At 65.0% G+C, this 15,627-nt stretch carries 15 protein-coding genes and 1 pseudogene; 10 read left to right on the top strand and 6 right to left on the bottom strand.

The window, feature by feature from the left end; genetic code table 11:
* Positions 1 to 66 precede the first annotated feature (66 nt).
* Complete coding sequence (locus YP76_RS21275; RefSeq protein WP_046765599.1) at positions 67 to 1,188, top strand: replication initiation protein; 1,122 nt, start codon at positions 67 to 69, stop codon at positions 1,186 to 1,188.
* 40 nt (positions 1,189 to 1,228) lie between these two features.
* Here the strand turns inward: YP76_RS21275 and YP76_RS21270 are convergent, their stop codons facing one another.
* The 3 genes from YP76_RS21270 to YP76_RS21260 all read right to left on the bottom strand — a co-directional run bounded on the left by YP76_RS21270 (position 1,229) and on the right by YP76_RS21260 (position 3,459).
* Positions 1,229 to 1,618: a hypothetical protein gene (locus tag YP76_RS21270; protein ID WP_046765598.1), complete on the bottom strand. Its 390-nt coding sequence runs from the start codon at positions 1,616 to 1,618 to the stop codon at positions 1,229 to 1,231.
* Positions 1,611 to 2,297, bottom strand: a complete 687-nt coding sequence (locus YP76_RS21265; protein WP_046765597.1) for a ParA family protein — start codon at positions 2,295 to 2,297, stop codon at positions 1,611 to 1,613. The genes YP76_RS21270 and YP76_RS21265 overlap by 8 nt, the downstream gene beginning before the upstream one ends.
* Positions 2,298 to 2,676: 379 nt before the next feature.
* Positions 2,677 to 3,459: a hypothetical protein gene (locus tag YP76_RS21260; protein WP_052757542.1), complete on the bottom strand. Its 783-nt coding sequence runs from the start codon at positions 3,457 to 3,459 to the stop codon at positions 2,677 to 2,679.
* Between the two features lie 139 nt (positions 3,460 to 3,598).
* Between YP76_RS21260 and YP76_RS21255 the strand changes: the two genes are divergently transcribed.
* From YP76_RS21255 to YP76_RS21245, 3 genes are read left to right on the top strand one after another with little or no spacing between them, the layout of a single operon-like run.
* The gene (locus YP76_RS21255; protein WP_046765596.1) at positions 3,599 to 5,272 is read left to right on the top strand and encodes a Mu transposase C-terminal domain-containing protein; all 1,674 of its coding nucleotides are present in this window, start codon (positions 3,599 to 3,601) and stop codon (positions 5,270 to 5,272) included.
* Positions 5,269 to 6,093, top strand: a complete 825-nt coding sequence (locus tag YP76_RS21250) for a TniB family NTP-binding protein (protein ID WP_046765595.1) — start codon at positions 5,269 to 5,271, stop codon at positions 6,091 to 6,093. The genes YP76_RS21255 and YP76_RS21250 overlap by 4 nt, the downstream gene beginning before the upstream one ends.
* A complete protein-coding gene (locus YP76_RS21245) occupies positions 6,090 to 7,364 on the top strand; it encodes a TniQ family protein (RefSeq protein WP_046765594.1) in 1,275 nt (424 codons plus the stop codon). The genes YP76_RS21250 and YP76_RS21245 overlap by 4 nt, the downstream gene beginning before the upstream one ends.
* 255 nt (positions 7,365 to 7,619) lie before the next feature.
* Here YP76_RS21245 and YP76_RS21240 read toward each other — a convergent pair whose 3' ends face one another.
* Complete coding sequence (locus YP76_RS21240) at positions 7,620 to 8,879, bottom strand: MarR family transcriptional regulator (RefSeq protein WP_046765593.1); 1,260 nt, start codon at positions 8,877 to 8,879, stop codon at positions 7,620 to 7,622.
* A gap of 139 nt (positions 8,880 to 9,018) precedes the next feature.
* Between YP76_RS21240 and YP76_RS21235 the strand changes: the two genes are divergently transcribed.
* Positions 9,019 to 10,293: a site-specific integrase gene (locus YP76_RS21235; RefSeq protein WP_052757544.1), complete on the top strand. Its 1,275-nt coding sequence runs from the start codon at positions 9,019 to 9,021 to the stop codon at positions 10,291 to 10,293.
* Positions 10,294 to 10,368: 75 nt separating this feature from the next.
* Here the strand turns inward: YP76_RS21235 and YP76_RS28855 are convergent.
* A pseudogene (locus YP76_RS28855) lies at positions 10,369 to 10,575 on the bottom strand (hypothetical protein); the annotation flags it as partial.
* 499 nt (positions 10,576 to 11,074) lie between these two features.
* Between YP76_RS28855 and YP76_RS21230 the strand changes: the two are divergent.
* From YP76_RS21230 to YP76_RS21210, 5 genes are all read left to right on the top strand, one after another.
* Positions 11,075 to 11,965, top strand: coding sequence for a recombinase family protein (locus YP76_RS21230; protein ID WP_016744730.1), 891 nt, complete (start codon positions 11,075 to 11,077; stop codon positions 11,963 to 11,965).
* 112 nt (positions 11,966 to 12,077) lie between these two features.
* A complete protein-coding gene (locus YP76_RS21225; RefSeq protein WP_046765592.1) occupies positions 12,078 to 12,404 on the top strand; it encodes a hypothetical protein in 327 nt (108 codons plus the stop codon).
* Between the two features lie 168 nt (positions 12,405 to 12,572).
* Positions 12,573 to 13,235 (top strand): HupE/UreJ family protein, encoded by a 663-nt coding sequence (locus tag YP76_RS21220; RefSeq protein ID WP_016744732.1) that lies wholly within the window; start codon positions 12,573 to 12,575, stop codon positions 13,233 to 13,235.
* On the top strand, positions 13,232 to 13,825 hold the full coding sequence (locus tag YP76_RS21215) for a hypothetical protein (RefSeq protein ID WP_029548568.1): 594 nt from the start codon (positions 13,232 to 13,234) through the stop codon (positions 13,823 to 13,825). The genes YP76_RS21220 and YP76_RS21215 overlap by 4 nt, the downstream gene beginning before the upstream one ends.
* Before the next feature lie 31 nt (positions 13,826 to 13,856).
* The gene (locus tag YP76_RS21210; protein ID WP_016744734.1) at positions 13,857 to 14,186 is read left to right on the top strand and encodes a DUF6488 family protein; all 330 of its coding nucleotides are present in this window, start codon (positions 13,857 to 13,859) and stop codon (positions 14,184 to 14,186) included.
* Between the two features lie 55 nt (positions 14,187 to 14,241).
* Here YP76_RS21210 and YP76_RS21205 read toward each other — a convergent pair whose 3' ends face one another.
* Positions 14,242 to 15,576, bottom strand: coding sequence for an MFS transporter (locus YP76_RS21205; protein ID WP_046765591.1), 1,335 nt, complete (start codon positions 15,574 to 15,576; stop codon positions 14,242 to 14,244).
* Between the last annotated feature and the right edge of the window lie 51 nt (positions 15,577 to 15,627).

Here is a 15,627-nt window from a genome sequence, read left to right as displayed (position 1 = left end):
GCGCGCGTCTATGTGAGTGAACGGGGGGTTGTTCTCATTATGACAAGCTGATGGTATGCAACTCACATGAAGCTCGATTCGGACACGGTAGAAATCGAGGTTCCGCCTGACCTGGAGGGTCTGAGCCGGACGTTGCGAGTCGCCGACGTGATTCGGCGACGTGACCTCGACTTTGTAAGTAAGCCTGGCGAACTAGTCGAATCGGAGTTCGAGACGGGGTCGTTGAGTGCGGCTGGAAGAAAGGCTTTCGCGTTGATGCTGCGCAAGGCCGGGCCGGAAGCTGGCGAGGACAGCAAGACGTTCACGATCACGAAGAAGGAACTGCGTGGCTCGCACAAGGGCAATGAGCGCATTCAACCAGTGATGGATGAACTGCTGCGCGTCATTGTCCGTATTCGGACGACCTCGAAGAAGGGCAAACCTGCGATCATGTCGCAATCGCTGCTGTCGAGCTGTGTGGAGGAAATCTCTGAGGACGGCATGAGCGTCGTGGAGTATCAGTTCTCCGAGAGCTTCAAACGTGTGATCCAGCGTTCGGATTATTATGCGCGCGTGAATCTAGGCGTTATGCTTGCGCTGCAGTCGCGCTATTCGCTTACCCTGTACGATCTCGGATGCCTCATCATCAATCGGCAGAACCGTGTCGTCAAAATGAACGTGGAAGAACTGCGCCGACGTTTGGGTGTGCCGGAGGGGAGTTTCAAGAACTTTGCCGAATTTCGGCGCGACGTGCTGGCCAAGTCGAAAGCGGAGATCGACCAGCTCGCCGATTTCATCGTCGAATGGGAAGAGATCCGGGGTTCAGGGCGCGGTCGGCCAGTTGAGTCGGTCAAGCTGACTTTCAGTCCCAAGAATCCGGTCGACCAGGAAGAGACGGCCAAAGAGCTCGACCGGCCAAAGGTCGGAAGGCGAGCAAGGCGCGATGGCAGTGTGGAGGTAATTGCAGCGGCGCCCGTTGCTGCGCTGCCGTCGAGCAAACCCTTCCCCACCGGTTCCCTGCATTACTGCCCGGATCAGCGCCTCCTAACGATCGTGGCCGATTTTGGGGGTGGTTGGGACAAGGATCTCATCGCCGATGCGTTTCGTGAGAAGATGGGAAGCCGACTGCAGACCTTGACGGGTGCGCCGCTATACAAGTCCTGGGAAGGCTTCTGCAAAAGCTTTGTCGGACTTCGCGGGCGGCCTTAGCAGCAGGCCCCCCGATCCCTCACATAAAGCGAGACAGGGCTTATTCGGGAGCCCTCCCCTCGGCTTGGTCGATCAGCGCCATGATCCCGTCCGGGAGACTGAGATTGCGATCATCGCACCAGCGTACGAGGCGGTCGCGCTCAGGCGGCGACAGGCGCATGCTTATATGGAGAGACCGCGCTGGTCCGCGCTGAGGCTTGCGCTTCGGCGTGACGGAGAGGTCAGCGGTGATCTGCGGGAAATAGTTGGCGGGCAGCGCAGACCCGGCAGGCTCGCGATGGATCGGTGGCGCGCCCGAGGGCTTTTGGGCAGCCGTCGCTGCCACGAGATTCTTGAGGCGATCGGCAGGTGCTTCGGGCTGCTCCAGGCGTTGGCGTGTCGATCCGATGATGTCGCCCATGCTGCTGGCCGTGGTATTGTCGTTAGGCATCCACCGCCTCCTTGCTCTGAATTTCGCTGAGGATATCGGCGAGGATGCTTTGTGCGATACGGCGCGCCTTGTCAGTTTTGGCAAGGTTGGCGGTCTCGACTTCAGCGAGCGTCATCCGGTAGTTCGACATGGCGCGAAACGCGTCGAGGGTGAACATCTGGTCGCTAAACGTCGGCAGTGCTTTGCGAATCTGCCCATCGATTTCCCATTCGGCTTTCGAACGGGCCACCTGCCCCGTCTGTGTGATGAGGACGCGGTATGGGACGCCGCGGCACATTTTTTCGAGCATATCGCTGGTTTCGACGGTTCGTTCGAGGTCGAGGCGCGATGATCGCGTCGGGATGACGACGAAGTCCGAGTCCATCGCGGAATAGGCGGTCTTGAAGTTCGAGGTTCCCTCGGAGTCGACAACCACGAGCTGCGCCGTCTCGCGGGCTCGCGCAATTGCAGCGCCGATATCGGAGTCCCGAAGCTGTGATGCGTCTTCGACCGTAATGCGCGAGTCCCCTCCCCTCCCCGCGCCGATCCGATCGCGGTGCCAGTTCAGCAGGCTATTCTGGCGGTCGGCATCGAGCATGAAGACCGAGCCGCCGAGCGCCTCGAATTCCGATGCGAGGGCGAGTGCAAGCGTCGTCTTGCCGGCTCCGCCCTTACTCTGCGCAATTGTGATGACTGGCACGAAACAGCTCCCTGTGGGTCGCGGGCGCGGCACCTTTGTAGCGTAAGACAGGCAGCGCGGCACAATTGGTGTGCGTCTCACATAGCGCCTTCTGACGCGCGGTGCAACGCGCTACCGCGTCTATACGCGCTCGTCATAGCGCCCTCGTATGCGCAAGCGCAGGGTGCTGCGCATGTACCAGCACTGGTGAATGCGCGATGCAGAGCGCTTGCGAATGCAAACGCGCTGGCGCTGTCGCAATGCTACGCGACATCGCGGCACCCAGCGCGTCACAACGCGCGATACAATACGCGACACAATGCGCGGCACATACCAAAAACGGCGGAAATCTGCGAAATGAAGGCGGCCAGATCTCTAGCCGTTGCCCATTCGGGCTCCTTTAACGCTGATCAAGAAGTCGATCGATATGCGCCATCTGCTCGTCAAAGTCGGCGAAAACATCCGCAAGCGCGCGATTGACGGGAAGGGGAGGGGCCTCCCGTGCCGGGCGTCCCCGCTTGGTGGGGGAGTAGCCAAATTCGATAGCCAGATCCGGCGGCAGGAACAGTCGCCAACTCCGCCGCTGGGTGATCTCGATCAGCAGCCCGGCGCTGGCCGTCCGTTCCATTAGCTTGCTCGCCCCGGCAACGGTGATCTCCAAGTGCGCGGAAACCGCCCGCGGTGACAGTAGTGGCAGATGAATTGCAAGAGCCAGCAGTGCGGGCAGAGCGCCGGGACGGAACTCGGCGACGATCGCTCGCTGTGCATCGCGATGGAAGCGCTCAACGTCGTGCAGGCGCTCGAGACCGGTTCGCGCTGCTTCTTCTATACTCCGCACGGTCGCCAGCCAGTCGGAGCCATCAGGCTTGCGCTTCAGCCGAAAAGCCTTGGCACCACCGACGAGGCAGGGGAGGGGAACCGCGCTGAGGCCGGTATCCCGCAAGGCAAAGGGTAGGCCGAGCCAGGGCAAGGCGGTGCCATCAATACGGGCGAGCTGGCGCACTCGGTCGAGCGCACGGATGAGGGTAGGGTGCTCGGTGGCAATCTGCGGCTCAACGACGGCAGTCGGCAGGGCATCGCGCCAAGCATGCAGGTCGCGATCGGTCAGGGCCGAGGCCCAGGCGTCGAAGCGGTCGAATAGGTCGATTGTCGTTGAACTGTCAGCCGACAGAATAGGCTGCATTTCCAAACTATCTCGTAATATCAAGATATTATCTCGAATGGGCGGCAAGTAAATCTGTCCAGGGCGATATGCACGTCGCGGCTTTAGACAAAATAAGCTACATTCCGCGGGCAGCAAAAATCGTTGGGGAGCCCGTTCCATGATTGAGCGCAAGCCGTCTCCTGCGCCGCGGCGGAGCCTCAAATCTCTTGAGACGGGATTGGCGCTCTACCCGCACTTCCGGCGACATATATCGCTTAGCGGCCCGGTGACGGCGGCTCAGGTTCAGGCGATTTCCGAGGCAACCGGCCTGAAAGAGCGGCGGATACGGGCGCTGGCCGCGCGCTTCCGGCTGCATCCGGTCGCGGAAACGCTCGCTCCAAAACCGCGCGGACCCGCGGTCGGATCGCACAGGATCGACCCCGAGGTGAGGGCTGCCATCGAGACGTTGATCGAGGAAATCGCGCTCAAGATGGTCTCGCCATCGCGCGCGGAAGCGGCGCGGCAGATTTGGGGCCTGCTCCACGCGGATAACGGAGATCATCGGTTTCCCGCCGATCTGATCCCAAGCGAGAAAACGATCGAGCGGCTTCTGGCTGAGATTCCGAGCCGTGTTTGGGCGAAAGCGACGATGGGATCGAAGACGCGGAGCGCGCATGAACCGCATCCCGGCGAATATGCAAGCGAGGGATTTCTCGACCTGGTCCAGATGGATCATACCAAGGGCGATGTCATCCTGGTCGATAGCCTGCGGCGCGAACAGCTCGGAAGACCGTGGATTACCCTCCTCATCGAAATCTGGACCCGGTCCATTCTCGGCTATTATGTCAGCTTCGGCGACCCCTCGATATTCCGGTGTGGGCGCGCGGTTGCGAGCGCTGTGTTGCCCAAAGAGCCGGTCCTTGCCCACCTTGGCGTCGACGTCGGCTACCCGATGCACGGCCTCTTCCGGCGCTTGCATGCCGATCAGGCCAAACCGCATCGCTCGGAGGCTTTCAGGCGCGCCTGTATCCGCAACGGGATTGCTCCCGACGTCCGTAAGCCCGGGCCGGCTCATCTCGGCGGGCATATCGAGCGGCTGATCGGCACGATGGTTGGAAAACTGCGGCTGTTGCCCGGTGCGACCGGATCGAACGTGGCGGCGCGCGACGGCTATGATGCCGAGGCGGACGCGGCGATGACGCTTGCGGAATTCGAGCGCTGGCTGCTGTGCCAGATCGCGATCTATCATCACGCGCCGCATAGCGCACTGGGCGGCCTGTGTCCGGCCCAGATGTGGGAGCGCGAAGCGGCGAAGCACAGCCCGCTGTTGCCCGTGTCGGTCGATGCGGACGAGCTGTTCCGCCAGTTTCTGCCGTCGAAGTCGCTGACGGTCCATGCCAAGGGCATTCAGATCAAATATCGCCATTACTGGCATCCGGACCTTGCCGTTCGGATCGGCCAAAAGATCGAAATTAGCTGGGACGAGCGGACGATCCAGCATGTCTATGCCGACCTCGACGGCCGCTATGTCGAACTGCCGGTGGTCGGCGACTATCCCGACGTCTGGGAGGCGGACTGGGAAGCCGCCAGGGCAGGGGTGCGGGCGTTGGGCCGGGCGTACCAGGCCGATGGCGGCCGCGCAGCGACGGCGCGGGCGGTGGCCGCCGCCAATCAGGAAATTCACCGCGCCCGCGTTCGCACGAAGGAGGCGCGGCGCCACGCCAAGCGCCGCGAAGGGGAGGGGACGACGCTCGCGGACCTGCGGGTTCCCGAAGCGCCCACAAAGCCGCCCATTGAATGGAAACCGGTCGCGGAGCTCGGCGAAGATGACTGGTTGCAGGAGCGGATATGAGCGTCGCTGCGCCTTCGTCCTCCTTCTGGATCGATTTCGAAGAAGCGCGAAACGCTGTCGAGACGATCGTCGACGTCGCGCATGACGATCCCGAGGAACGCCCGACTTGCATCGTGCTCACCGGCCAGTCCGGGATGGGCAAGACCTCGATCTTGCGCGAAGCGCAGCGGCGCCTCGCCGAAGCCTTTCCCGAGCCCGCCGATTGGGGCGAGGCGCGCTATCAGCCGGTGCTGCGCACCGTCATTCCCTCGAGCCCGACCTCGCTCAAGATCAACCTCGCCTTGCTCTGGAAACAGGGCTGGCCGATCCGCACGAACACGCACAAAACGGCCGATCTGAAGGTCGTCGACCTCTTGGCGGAACAGGGCACGCGGCTCGTTGCGATCGACAATGTCCATGTGATCCTGACCGCGAGCGGCGTTGCGCGGCGCGATACGCTCGATGCATTCCGTTTCCTGATGAGCGCGGGCAATGTGCCGCTGGTCGTGGCGGGCCTCGATGTCGCCCGGCAGATCTTCGCCGACGATGTCGAGCTGGCGTACCGCTCGATCATCCTCAAATTGCCGTTATGGGAGCCGGGCGAGCCCGCGCAGCGCCTGATCCGCGCGCTGGCCCGCGGCATGGGGATGGAGGAACCCGACCATCTTGCCGAACCGGCTTTCGCCGAGCGCATCTGGCGGACCAGCGGCGGGGTCACCGGGAACTTCAAGCGCATCCTGCACTGGTCGGGGAAGGTCGCGCGGCGGCATGACCGCCGGTTCGTGACCCAGGACGATATCACCGAGGCGCTGCAATTGTTCACGCCCTATAGCCCGGAATGAGCGGGCGGGAGATCGAGCCGCTGGCGTTTCGGGTGAAGCCGCTGCCCGAGGAATGTTTCGAATCCTGGCTGCGCCGCCTGGCCGCGCGTCATGAGACCACGCCCAAAGCGCTGTTTCGCCATCTCGGCATCGACGCGGCGCTCGCCGATCGCGACCTCGCCGCGTCGGCCGCACCGGCCACGTCACGCGCATCGGCCCCATTGGCCGCACCGGCTTGGTGGGCCGCGCCGGCGCCGGCGCCGGCGCCGGCGGCCGCTCGCGTGCCGGACCGCCGCGAGGTGATGGTGGAACGGCTCGCCTGGGCGACGATGGTGCCCGCGAAGGCAATTTCGAGGACGTTCGTCGGCTGTGAGCGCGGCGATCTGTTGCCGCCGGCGCTGCGTTCCATCGGCTGCGCCCAGTGCTGGCTTGACTGGCTGGTGTCCGGCGCGCCGTGGCGGATCGAGCGGAGCTGGATCTTGCGCGTGACGACCTTCTGCGACCGTCATGCGCTATTGCTGACCGATCTTGCGGGGATCATGGGCCTGGGGCGGACGCAGGCCGCCGAGCGGGCGCTCGCGGCGCGGGTCGCGCGCACCCGAGCGCAAATGGCGCTGTTTGCCTTCGTCAAAACCCGTGTGCTGTGGAACGGGATGATTGCGCGGGAGCAAATCCGCGGCGGCCGCTCCGGTGTCCGGTTAGGTTCGGAGCGCTATTGCTCGGCGCTGGTCGGCAACCGCTTCCACTACGCGCCGGTGCGTCATCTGCTGCTGGCGGCGCTCCACACCAGTGACGGGCTGAAAGCCGGGCGATGGGAGGAAATCTTCCGCTTCGATGCGCAGCCCGCACGCCTGCCGCGAAAGGCGGCCCCCGGCGCCGGACCCCAATTATCGGATCTCGCCGCGGCGATCGCCAGGGTCGGCCTGCGGCAGCTCGACCGTGAGCGTCGCCGGCTCGCCATGGTCTGCGATCAGCTCGAGCAGGCCAAGCGCAACTATCCCCGTGCCCATTTGATGCAGGGGCTGAAGGCCCGCCGCGCGGCGCTGGCGCGCGAGGTACGAGACGCCGCCACGATGGAGAGCGCAGCGGCGTCAGCGCAGCGCCGTGGTTTGCAGCAGGCGCTGTTTTACCTGCAAGCATCGGGGATGGTGGGCGCGGCGATGTCCGCCGGCTGCGCCGAGCCGGATTGCAGCGCGAATGGCGATCTGTGGCGGGCGCGGCTCGCCGCCTGCTTCGACGCTCCCAGGTTTCGCACGCTGCTCGATCTGCCGGGTCATGGGCTCAGATGGTAAATCCGGACGGCGATGGTCGCGTCTTGGGCCTATTGCTCGATTTTGCCCCCTGGAAGCCCGCAGGACGCGTTGGCGGCCTCTGGGCACCCTCACTTATCTAGGGCGTCCTTTTCGCGCTCTAAGGGGCCTTTGCGGGCACTTTCCTTTTATCGTTCAAAAACAAATATTTGCCTGAAACGGCGGCGCTCGTCCCGTATCGCGCGCGTCGATTTGAAGTTTTCGCCGGGTGTTTCCGATCCTGTTCGTGTTGCCGGATCATTCGCTCGCCGTCCCCGTGCGGGCGAGCAGGCGATCGATGTCGGCCATGGCCGCGTCGAACGCGGCGAACGTCGCGTCGGTGCTGGTCTCAACGGATCTGCTTTCACCCTCGGCCGCCGGCGCGGCGCGGTGCGCGCGAGGCAGGGCGCGGATGATCGTGTGGTGTCCGTGCGCCGCTCGCTCGGCGAGGCCCGCTTTGACGAGAGCGGTGACGAGATCGCGCACGCCGTTTTTCGAAACGCCAAGGGCCTTTTCGATCTGGAGCGGGCGCAGCGGCCCGAAGCCGGCGAGCAGCCGGTAGAGTAGCGGCGCGCGCGAGGTCGAACGCAGGACGGTCATCGCCTCTTGCATGTCGCGCACGCTCGCATGCGCCGCATCGAGCTGGTCGCTCAGCCGCTGTGCGGTTTTGCCGGCGGCCTCGGCCGTGAGAATGGCGCGCTCGCGGGGCCAGAGCTCGGGTCTGAGGGCCTCGGCGCGCACGGCTCCGGGCAAGGGCAGCGGCCTGGTGGCCGGCGCGCTGCGCGCGATCAGCGGGCCGGCGAGGAGATCGAGCGCCCACAGCGGCGTGGCCGTCCGCGTCTGCTCGAAGGAGACCGGCCCGGCGGGCAGGGGGAGCAGCTGGTAGCTGCGCTCGGTAGGCGCGAAATGCGGCGAGGCGGCCGCCGCCCGATGCAGGCGATCGAGCGCTGCGAGCGGCCAGTCGTCCCCGGGTTCGTCCCCCGGATCGTCTGTGCGATCGTCGGCGGGCGGCTCGGCGAGCCGCGCCGCTTCCGCGACGGCGACCGCGGGGGCATCCTCCCGCTGGTCTTGCTGGGGATGGTGCTGGGGGTGGTGCTGGGCGTGCGTGCCCTCGCCGCGATGGAAATGCGCGGCGGCGCGGATTTGCGTCGCCGTGTCGGCGAGCGGCGCCCACGCTGACAGCGAGAGCTCGGCGAGCAGCGTGTCGGCGATCAGCGAGGCCGGGGCCGCGACATGGGCGGTGGCGTCGGGCACGGGCTCGAGGCCGGCAAACCATGCGGAAAACCAGCTGTTCGCGCCGGAAAAGCCGCTGCCCGCGAGCGCTTCGACGAGGAGCAGGCGGGCGAGCGCGGCGCAAAACTGATGCGCCACTTCGGGGGGTAAATGTGCTAAACGGCCTTGCAGCTGACCCCATGTCAGCGCGGCGCGCACCCGGGCCGCCATCAGCGTTTCGATCGGCGCATCCTCGTCCGATCGGAGCGGATGGAATCGGGTCGATGGATCGGAAAAATCGGGCATGGCGCAAGGGTAACCTAAACCGCCTTAACTGCACCATCCCTGATACGCCCTTTTTTGCACTATCGATAATAGGGTCTTATCGATAGTGACTTAGCCGAAATCGGGGTTATAGTCCCGTGGTATGCGCGCCAAATCCGTCTTGTCGATCGCTGCACAGACAGAGCGTCTGCCGACGCCCAAGCGCGCGGTTTCCGCGGAGATCGTGACGATCCTGGTCCCGGGCGAGGCACCGCTGCCCCAGCGGCGGTCGGGCGCCGCGCAAGATCGCGCGGTCCAGCTCGTCGAGCTGCTACAGGAGCTGACAGGCGAAGGCGCCAGCCTGGTCGAACTCAACTTCCAGAAGAGCCTCGAGGCGCGGGCGCCCGCCAGCATCAAGGCGCTCGCGGTTGACCTCGATTGCTACGCGCGCTTCTCGGCGACGCGCGGCGGGATCGGCCTGCCCGCCGACGAAGCGCGGCTTGTCGCCTATATCGACTATTGCGAGACGCGGCGGCTCAAGCCGGCGACCGTGTCCCGGCGCCTGTCCTCGCTGGCGGTGGCCCATCACCTTCTCGACGTTCCAAGCCCCGTCGGCGCCGTCGTGGTTCGCGATGCGCTGCGCGGGCTGCGGCGCCGGGCCGGGATCCGGCAGCGCCAGGCCGGCCCGTTACGGCTCGGCGAAGGGATCGGGCGGGAGGCCGTCAAGGGGTTCACGCTGTCGGTGCTGCTCGAGGCGTGCGGGCGCGACGTTGCCGGCCTGCGCGACGCGGCGATCCTGTCGCTCGGCTATGATGCGGGTTTGCGCGTATCGGAGCTGGTGGCCGTCGCCGTCGAATTGATCGAAGCGCAAGAGGATGGGTCGGGACTGCTCGAGGTGCCCCACTCGAAAACCGATCAGGAAGGGCAAGGGGCCTGGGTGTGGCTGTCGCCTGACACGATGCGGCGCGTCGCTCTGTGGCGCGAGGCCGCGTCGATCCGCGCGGGCGCTTTGTTCCGCCGGGTGGCGGTGATCCGGACCAAGCCCCGCGAAGCGCGCCGCGCGCTCGCGATTGAGGATCTTGCCTATCATGCCCAGGTCGATCGGGAACGCATGGCGGCGCGGCCTGCGCGCGCGGCCACGGTGACCTACGGAATTGGCGAGCGCGCGCTGACGCCGGCGGCGATGCGGCTGATCATCAAGCGCACGGCGCTCGCCGCAGCCGACCAGGGCCTGGTCGATCTCATGGGCGCCGATCTCGACAAGGCGATCGATGCGTTGAGCTCGCATTCGCTGCGGGTGGGGTTGACCCAGGATCTGTTCGCCAATGGCGAGGATGCCGGACCGATCGCGCAGGCGCTCCGATGGACCTCTACCGCAACCGCGCTGCGCTACGGTCGCAAGCTTGCCCCATCTTCGAACGCTGCGGCGCGCATGTTGAAGGGTGTCAGGAAATAACGCCGGTGCAGAGAATTCTGTCAGTCAGGCGAATCGGCGTGGGGCGGCGGATGCAGTTATCTTTGTCCGTTCACATGAACGTTGCGGTCGGCCGGGAATCTGGAGCCCGCAGCCCCAGGAAAATACGTCTATTTCGTCGATCTCGGCCGACTGCAGTTGGAGCGCTCGCGCATAGCCCGACCAAGCGGCTCGCCGTGCCCAGGCCGATGCAACGGAACTCACGGAAATCCGGGCATCCAACCGCGCAATCGATGCCATACAAGAGGCTATGGCGGCGACCATTTTAGGCGTATAATCGGGGCCATAGCGGGCAGGGGAGGGGGCGTTATCCACGCCTAATAATAAACTGAACGAAACCTTCAGTAAACCATGCCATGATGCGTAGTGTTGATAATGGATCGTTATCACCACTCTATACAATAGAAGCCGGCGCGGTTATGCCGGTCCATGTCGGTTTCCCCATACGACCGGACTCTGGCTTACCGCGCGACGTAGCGCGCCAGATTGTCCCCAAACCGCCGGATTCTGGGTAGCAAACCCCCGGACTGGTGCGGCCTCTGCCGAGAAAACCCCGCAGACTGCCCGCATTTTCGAGCTCGCCAGGATGTGAAAGCCGACGCTGCCTGTCCGCGCGGGAGAGCCGGGCTGACAGCGGGTTCTGTGGCCGTCGAGATGGGCCGATCGAACTCGACCACCTCAATCAAAGCTGGCCATAAGGTCCTCGAATTCATATCATATGGGGGCAACCGGTCGTTTGACCCCGTTATATGGAATGTGACAAATGGCTTTGATCGGCTACGCGCGGGTCTCGACCGACGAGCAGGACACGGCCATCCAGCTCAGTGCGCTGCGCGCCGAAGGCTGCACGGTGATCCTCGAGGACAAGGCGAGCGGGGGCAGCCGCGATCGTCCGAACCTCGCGCGTGCGCTCGCACGCGTCGGGCATGGCGATACGTTGCTGGTGGTTCGGATCGACCGTTTGGCACGATCGCTTTCGCATCTGCTCGAGATCGTGGAGACCCTGAGGGGGAAGGGCGCCTATTTTCGCTCGATCAACGATCCGATCGATACATCGAGCGCGCAGGGCATGCTGATGACGCAAATGCTCGGCGCCTTCGCGGAGTTCGAGCGTGCGCTGATCCGCGAGCGGACCCGCGCCGGTCTTAAGGCGGCCGTTGCACGAGGAGCTAAACCTGGAAACCCGAAGATGCGCGCACGCGATCCGGCGGCGATCGCCGATATCCGCTACAGCCTCAAGGAACGCTATCTCAATGAGTTGATCGACGATCGGCACCGCTGGTTGCCGACGGTTGCCAGATTGCGGCCGCATCTGCCTTGGGCACTAGTCCTACGGCAAATCCGCGCCATCACGCCACCCGTGCGCTCGTTCAGCGAGCGAACTCTGGTGAAAGCGTGCCGAGCCCTGGTAAAGGCCGGCTATGCCGATGCAATCATCCTTGACCAGGCACCGCGCCTGCCGCCTGATACGCGGGTCGCGCGGCTTGTCGCCGATCGCCTGAAAACGCATCCGGATTCCTCGTTACGGGACATTGCGTCCTGGCTGACCCGAGATCTGCGTGAGCCAACGCCGCGCGGCGGATTGGCATGGTCGCCCGAGGGCGTGCGGCGGGTGATTGGGCAAGCGCAGAAGCTGCAATTGCTCCAGGATTGATCCAGAGCTTCCTTTTTGCGAATAATTCGCAGATAAGCGCGGTCAGGAATTGCGAAGTTCGCAGGATTCGGGCTTAAGAACACTTTGGAAGGAAAGGCCTCTCGACCTTGCTATGTTGATCGTCCGGCTACTTTCCTTGCTGTTCGTGCTGACGCTGGCTTTCTCCCACGGCGGTCCGATCGCGTCGATCAGCCACGATCACGCGCTCACGGCCGAACATCATCATGCCGGGCATGGCCATAGCCCTAGCGATGCGCCCGATACCGATCATGAATCGGACGGGACCAGCGCCCATGTTCATCTGCTCGTCGACCGGCTCGCGTATGCGGCGCCGGTCCCGGCGACGAGGCTTGACCGAGCGCCCCGACACTGGCCGCACAACCAACCGCAACTGCCATCGGCCGTTCTCGCGCCGCTGCTCGAGCCACCCGCCGCCTGAGCCTGATGCGGCAGCCGCCGCGTGAACGCGGTGCGGGTTTGTTTCGCGCCGTTTCTCCAGGCATGTGCCTGGCGGGCCGCTTGCCCGTCCGGCGCTCAGGAAAGTCATGTCATGAATTCCTTACGGGCCAGACCTCCGGCGATTTGCCGCACGGTCCTCCTTGCCCTGATGGCCTTTTCCTTCGCTGGCGCGGCTTTCGCGCACGGCGTCGCCGAGGGCGATCAGGGCTATATCGAACAGACGAGCGGGCCACAGATCGGCGCGTTCCTCTATCTCGGCGCCAAGCATATGGTGACGGGCTACGACCATCTGCTGTTCCTGTTCGGCGTGATCTTCTTCCTCTACCGGATGAAGGACATCGCCGCCTATGTGACGCTGTTCGCGATCGGTCACTCGACGACGCTGATCGCGGGCGTCCTCATGGGCACGAATGTCAGCGCCTATCTGGTCGATGCGATCATCGGCCTGTCGGTCGTTTACAAGGCGCTCGACAACCTCGGCGCGTTCCAGCGATGGTTCGGCGTCCAGCCCAATACCAAGGCGGCGGTGCTGATCTTCGGCCTGTTCCACGGCTTCGGCCTTGCGACCAAGCTACAAGACTTCTCGCTGTCCCCGGATGGGCTGATCGTCAATCTCCTCTCGTTCAATGTCGGCGTCGAGATCGGGCAGATCCTCGCGCTCGCCGCCATCCTTATCGTCATGGGCTACTGGCGGCGCACGCGCAGCTTTTCGGCCCATGCCTTCACCGCCAACGTCGTGCTGATGACCGCGGGCTTCGTGCTCACCGGCTATCAGCTCGCGGGCTTTGCTCTGGAAGGAGCCGCATCATGAACCAAGTTCCGCAACCCGGCATCGGGGAGTTGCCGAGCCTGCGCCAGCTCAACCGCGCGACCCTGATCGCTCTCGGAGCCGCCGCCGTCATTCTTGTGACGACCGTGCTTCCGGCCGAATATGGCGTCGATCCCACCGGCGTCGGCCGCTTGCTCGGGCTGACTGAGATGGGCAAGGTCAAGCGGGCGGAAGCCGCAAGCCATGCCGTCCCGGCGACGCCCGTGGCCGCAGCGCCCGCCGCATCCCCGGCGCCCGCGCTGAAGGCCGGGGAACCCGTCGAGGTGAAGCTGACGCTCGCTCCCAATGAAGGCCGTGAGGTCAAGGCGACCATGAAGGCGGGCGGCGAGTTCGACTATCGCTGGGCCACGGATGGCGCGGAGGTCCGTTTCGAGCTGCACGGCGAGCCGGCAGGCGCTGCGAGCGACGACTATACGAGCTATGAGAAAGGCAGCTCGGCTGGCGCATCGGGCAAGTTCCGCGCGCCCTTCGACGGCACGCATGGCTGGTATTGGAAGAACCGCACCGACCAGCCCGTCACCATCACCGTGACCGCAACCGGCGACTTCGAGAAGTTCGCCGCGCTTCCCTGAACCTCATTTCCAATCTGAAAAGGATATTTCCATGCGTATTGCTCTTATCGCTCTTGCCGCCTTCGCGCTCCATGCTGCCCCGGCGCTCGCCCATCCCGACCATGACGACGAGGAGCATGAGGCGCGCACCCCCCAGCAGACCGCCCGCGACAATGTGGTGCGGCTCATCAGCCAGGCGAAGCTGCCGGCGAGCTGGTCGAAGGCGACCGTTGCCGGCACGCGCGAGCGCACCAGCCAGGGTCAGCGCCAGACGATCGTGACCTTTCGCAACGAAGCCGAACCGAATGCGGCGCGCAAGCTGTTCCATGTCGTGCTGACGGCAGGCGGCCAGTTCGTCTTGGGCGACTTCCGCCAGCCTTGACCCTGCAAGGACGCCGGGGCCATCCCCCGGCGTCCGCTTTTCCGACTCCGCGATCCTATCGGATCGGCCAGTGCGGATGCAGTTCGTCGATCACGAATATATGGGCCGCGCGACCCTGCGGATGGCCTACGGCGAGATGGGGATGGTCGGGCGGAAGGGCGGCGTGATCGTGCTCCACCACGTCGGCATCCTCCTTTGGCCAGATCAGGAACGCTAGTCCCACGCCGATCAGCGACAGCGCGGCGGCGACCGCGAACGCCAGGCCCATGCCACCCTGCGCGCCGGTCTGGCCAGCCAGCGGATAGGCGACGAGCCAGCACACATGGCTGAGCGCGAACTGCGCGGCGAACAGGGCGGGCCGATCCGCTTCGCCCGACGATCGTCGTAACAGGCGGCCGCCCGGCGTGATGCTCGCCGAATAGGCAATGCCGAGCACCGCCCACCCCGCGAGAATGACGCTCCAATAGCCGGGCGAGGCATGACCGCGCCATGAGAGAGCCAGCGCGGCCAGCGCGATGGTCATTGCCGAGGCCGCCGCAAGCATCACCGTGCGGTCGGGCAGCTTGTCGAGCAGGCGCGGCAGCAGCAGCGCGGCCAACATCGAGCCGCCGCCGAACGCGGCGAGCGTGATCGCCACCTCCCGTTGCCCCAACCCGAGCGCCGCCTGCACCAGCACCGGCGTATTGACGATCACCATCGCGCTCGCGGCGGCGGCGGCGAGCGTCACCGCCAGCAGCCCGCGCAGCCGGGGCGTCTTGAGATAGAGCCGGGCGCCGCGCGTGGTGTTGTCGTAGATGCCGCCTTTTGGCTTGGCGGCGGCAGCACGCGGCAGAACCGTCGTCAGGACCAGCAGCGCCGAGCAGGCAAAGCCGATCGCGGTGCCCGAAAACAGCCAGTGGAAGTTCATCACCGTCAGCAGCGCGGCGGCGAGCATCGGGCTGGTCAGGCTTTCCATGTCGTAAGCGAGGCGCGAGAGCGACAATGCGCTAGTATAGTCCTTCTCGTCGGGCAGCACGTCAGGAATGGTGGCCTGGAAGGTGGGCGTGAATCCGGCCGAGGCTGATTGCAGCACGAAGATCAGGAAATAGACCTGCCAGACCTGATCGACGAACGGCAGCGCCAGCGCGACCAGCCCACGGATCACGTCCATCGCGACAAGGAAGCTGCGGCGCGGCAAGCGGCTCGCATAGGCGCCGACGGCCGGGGCGACGCCGATATAGGCGATCATCTTGATCGCCATCGCCGTGCCGAGCACGGCCCCCGCATCGGCCCCGGCGATGTCATAGGCGAGCAGGCCGAGCGCGACCGTGGCGAGGCCGGTGCCGACCAGCGCGATTATCTGCGCCAGGAACAGGTGGCGGTAGGTGCGATTGGCGAGAACCGAGAGCATGGGCAATTCCTCAGACTGTCCGCTCCCATGCGCGATCGACGCATGGGAGCG

The sequence above is a fragment of the Sphingobium chungbukense genome (assembly GCF_001005725.1).
GTDB lineage: Bacteria > Pseudomonadota > Alphaproteobacteria > Sphingomonadales > Sphingomonadaceae > Sphingobium > Sphingobium chungbukense.
Note: the sequence above shows the minus strand (reverse complement) of the source record. Positions and strands in the feature narration are given on the sequence as shown.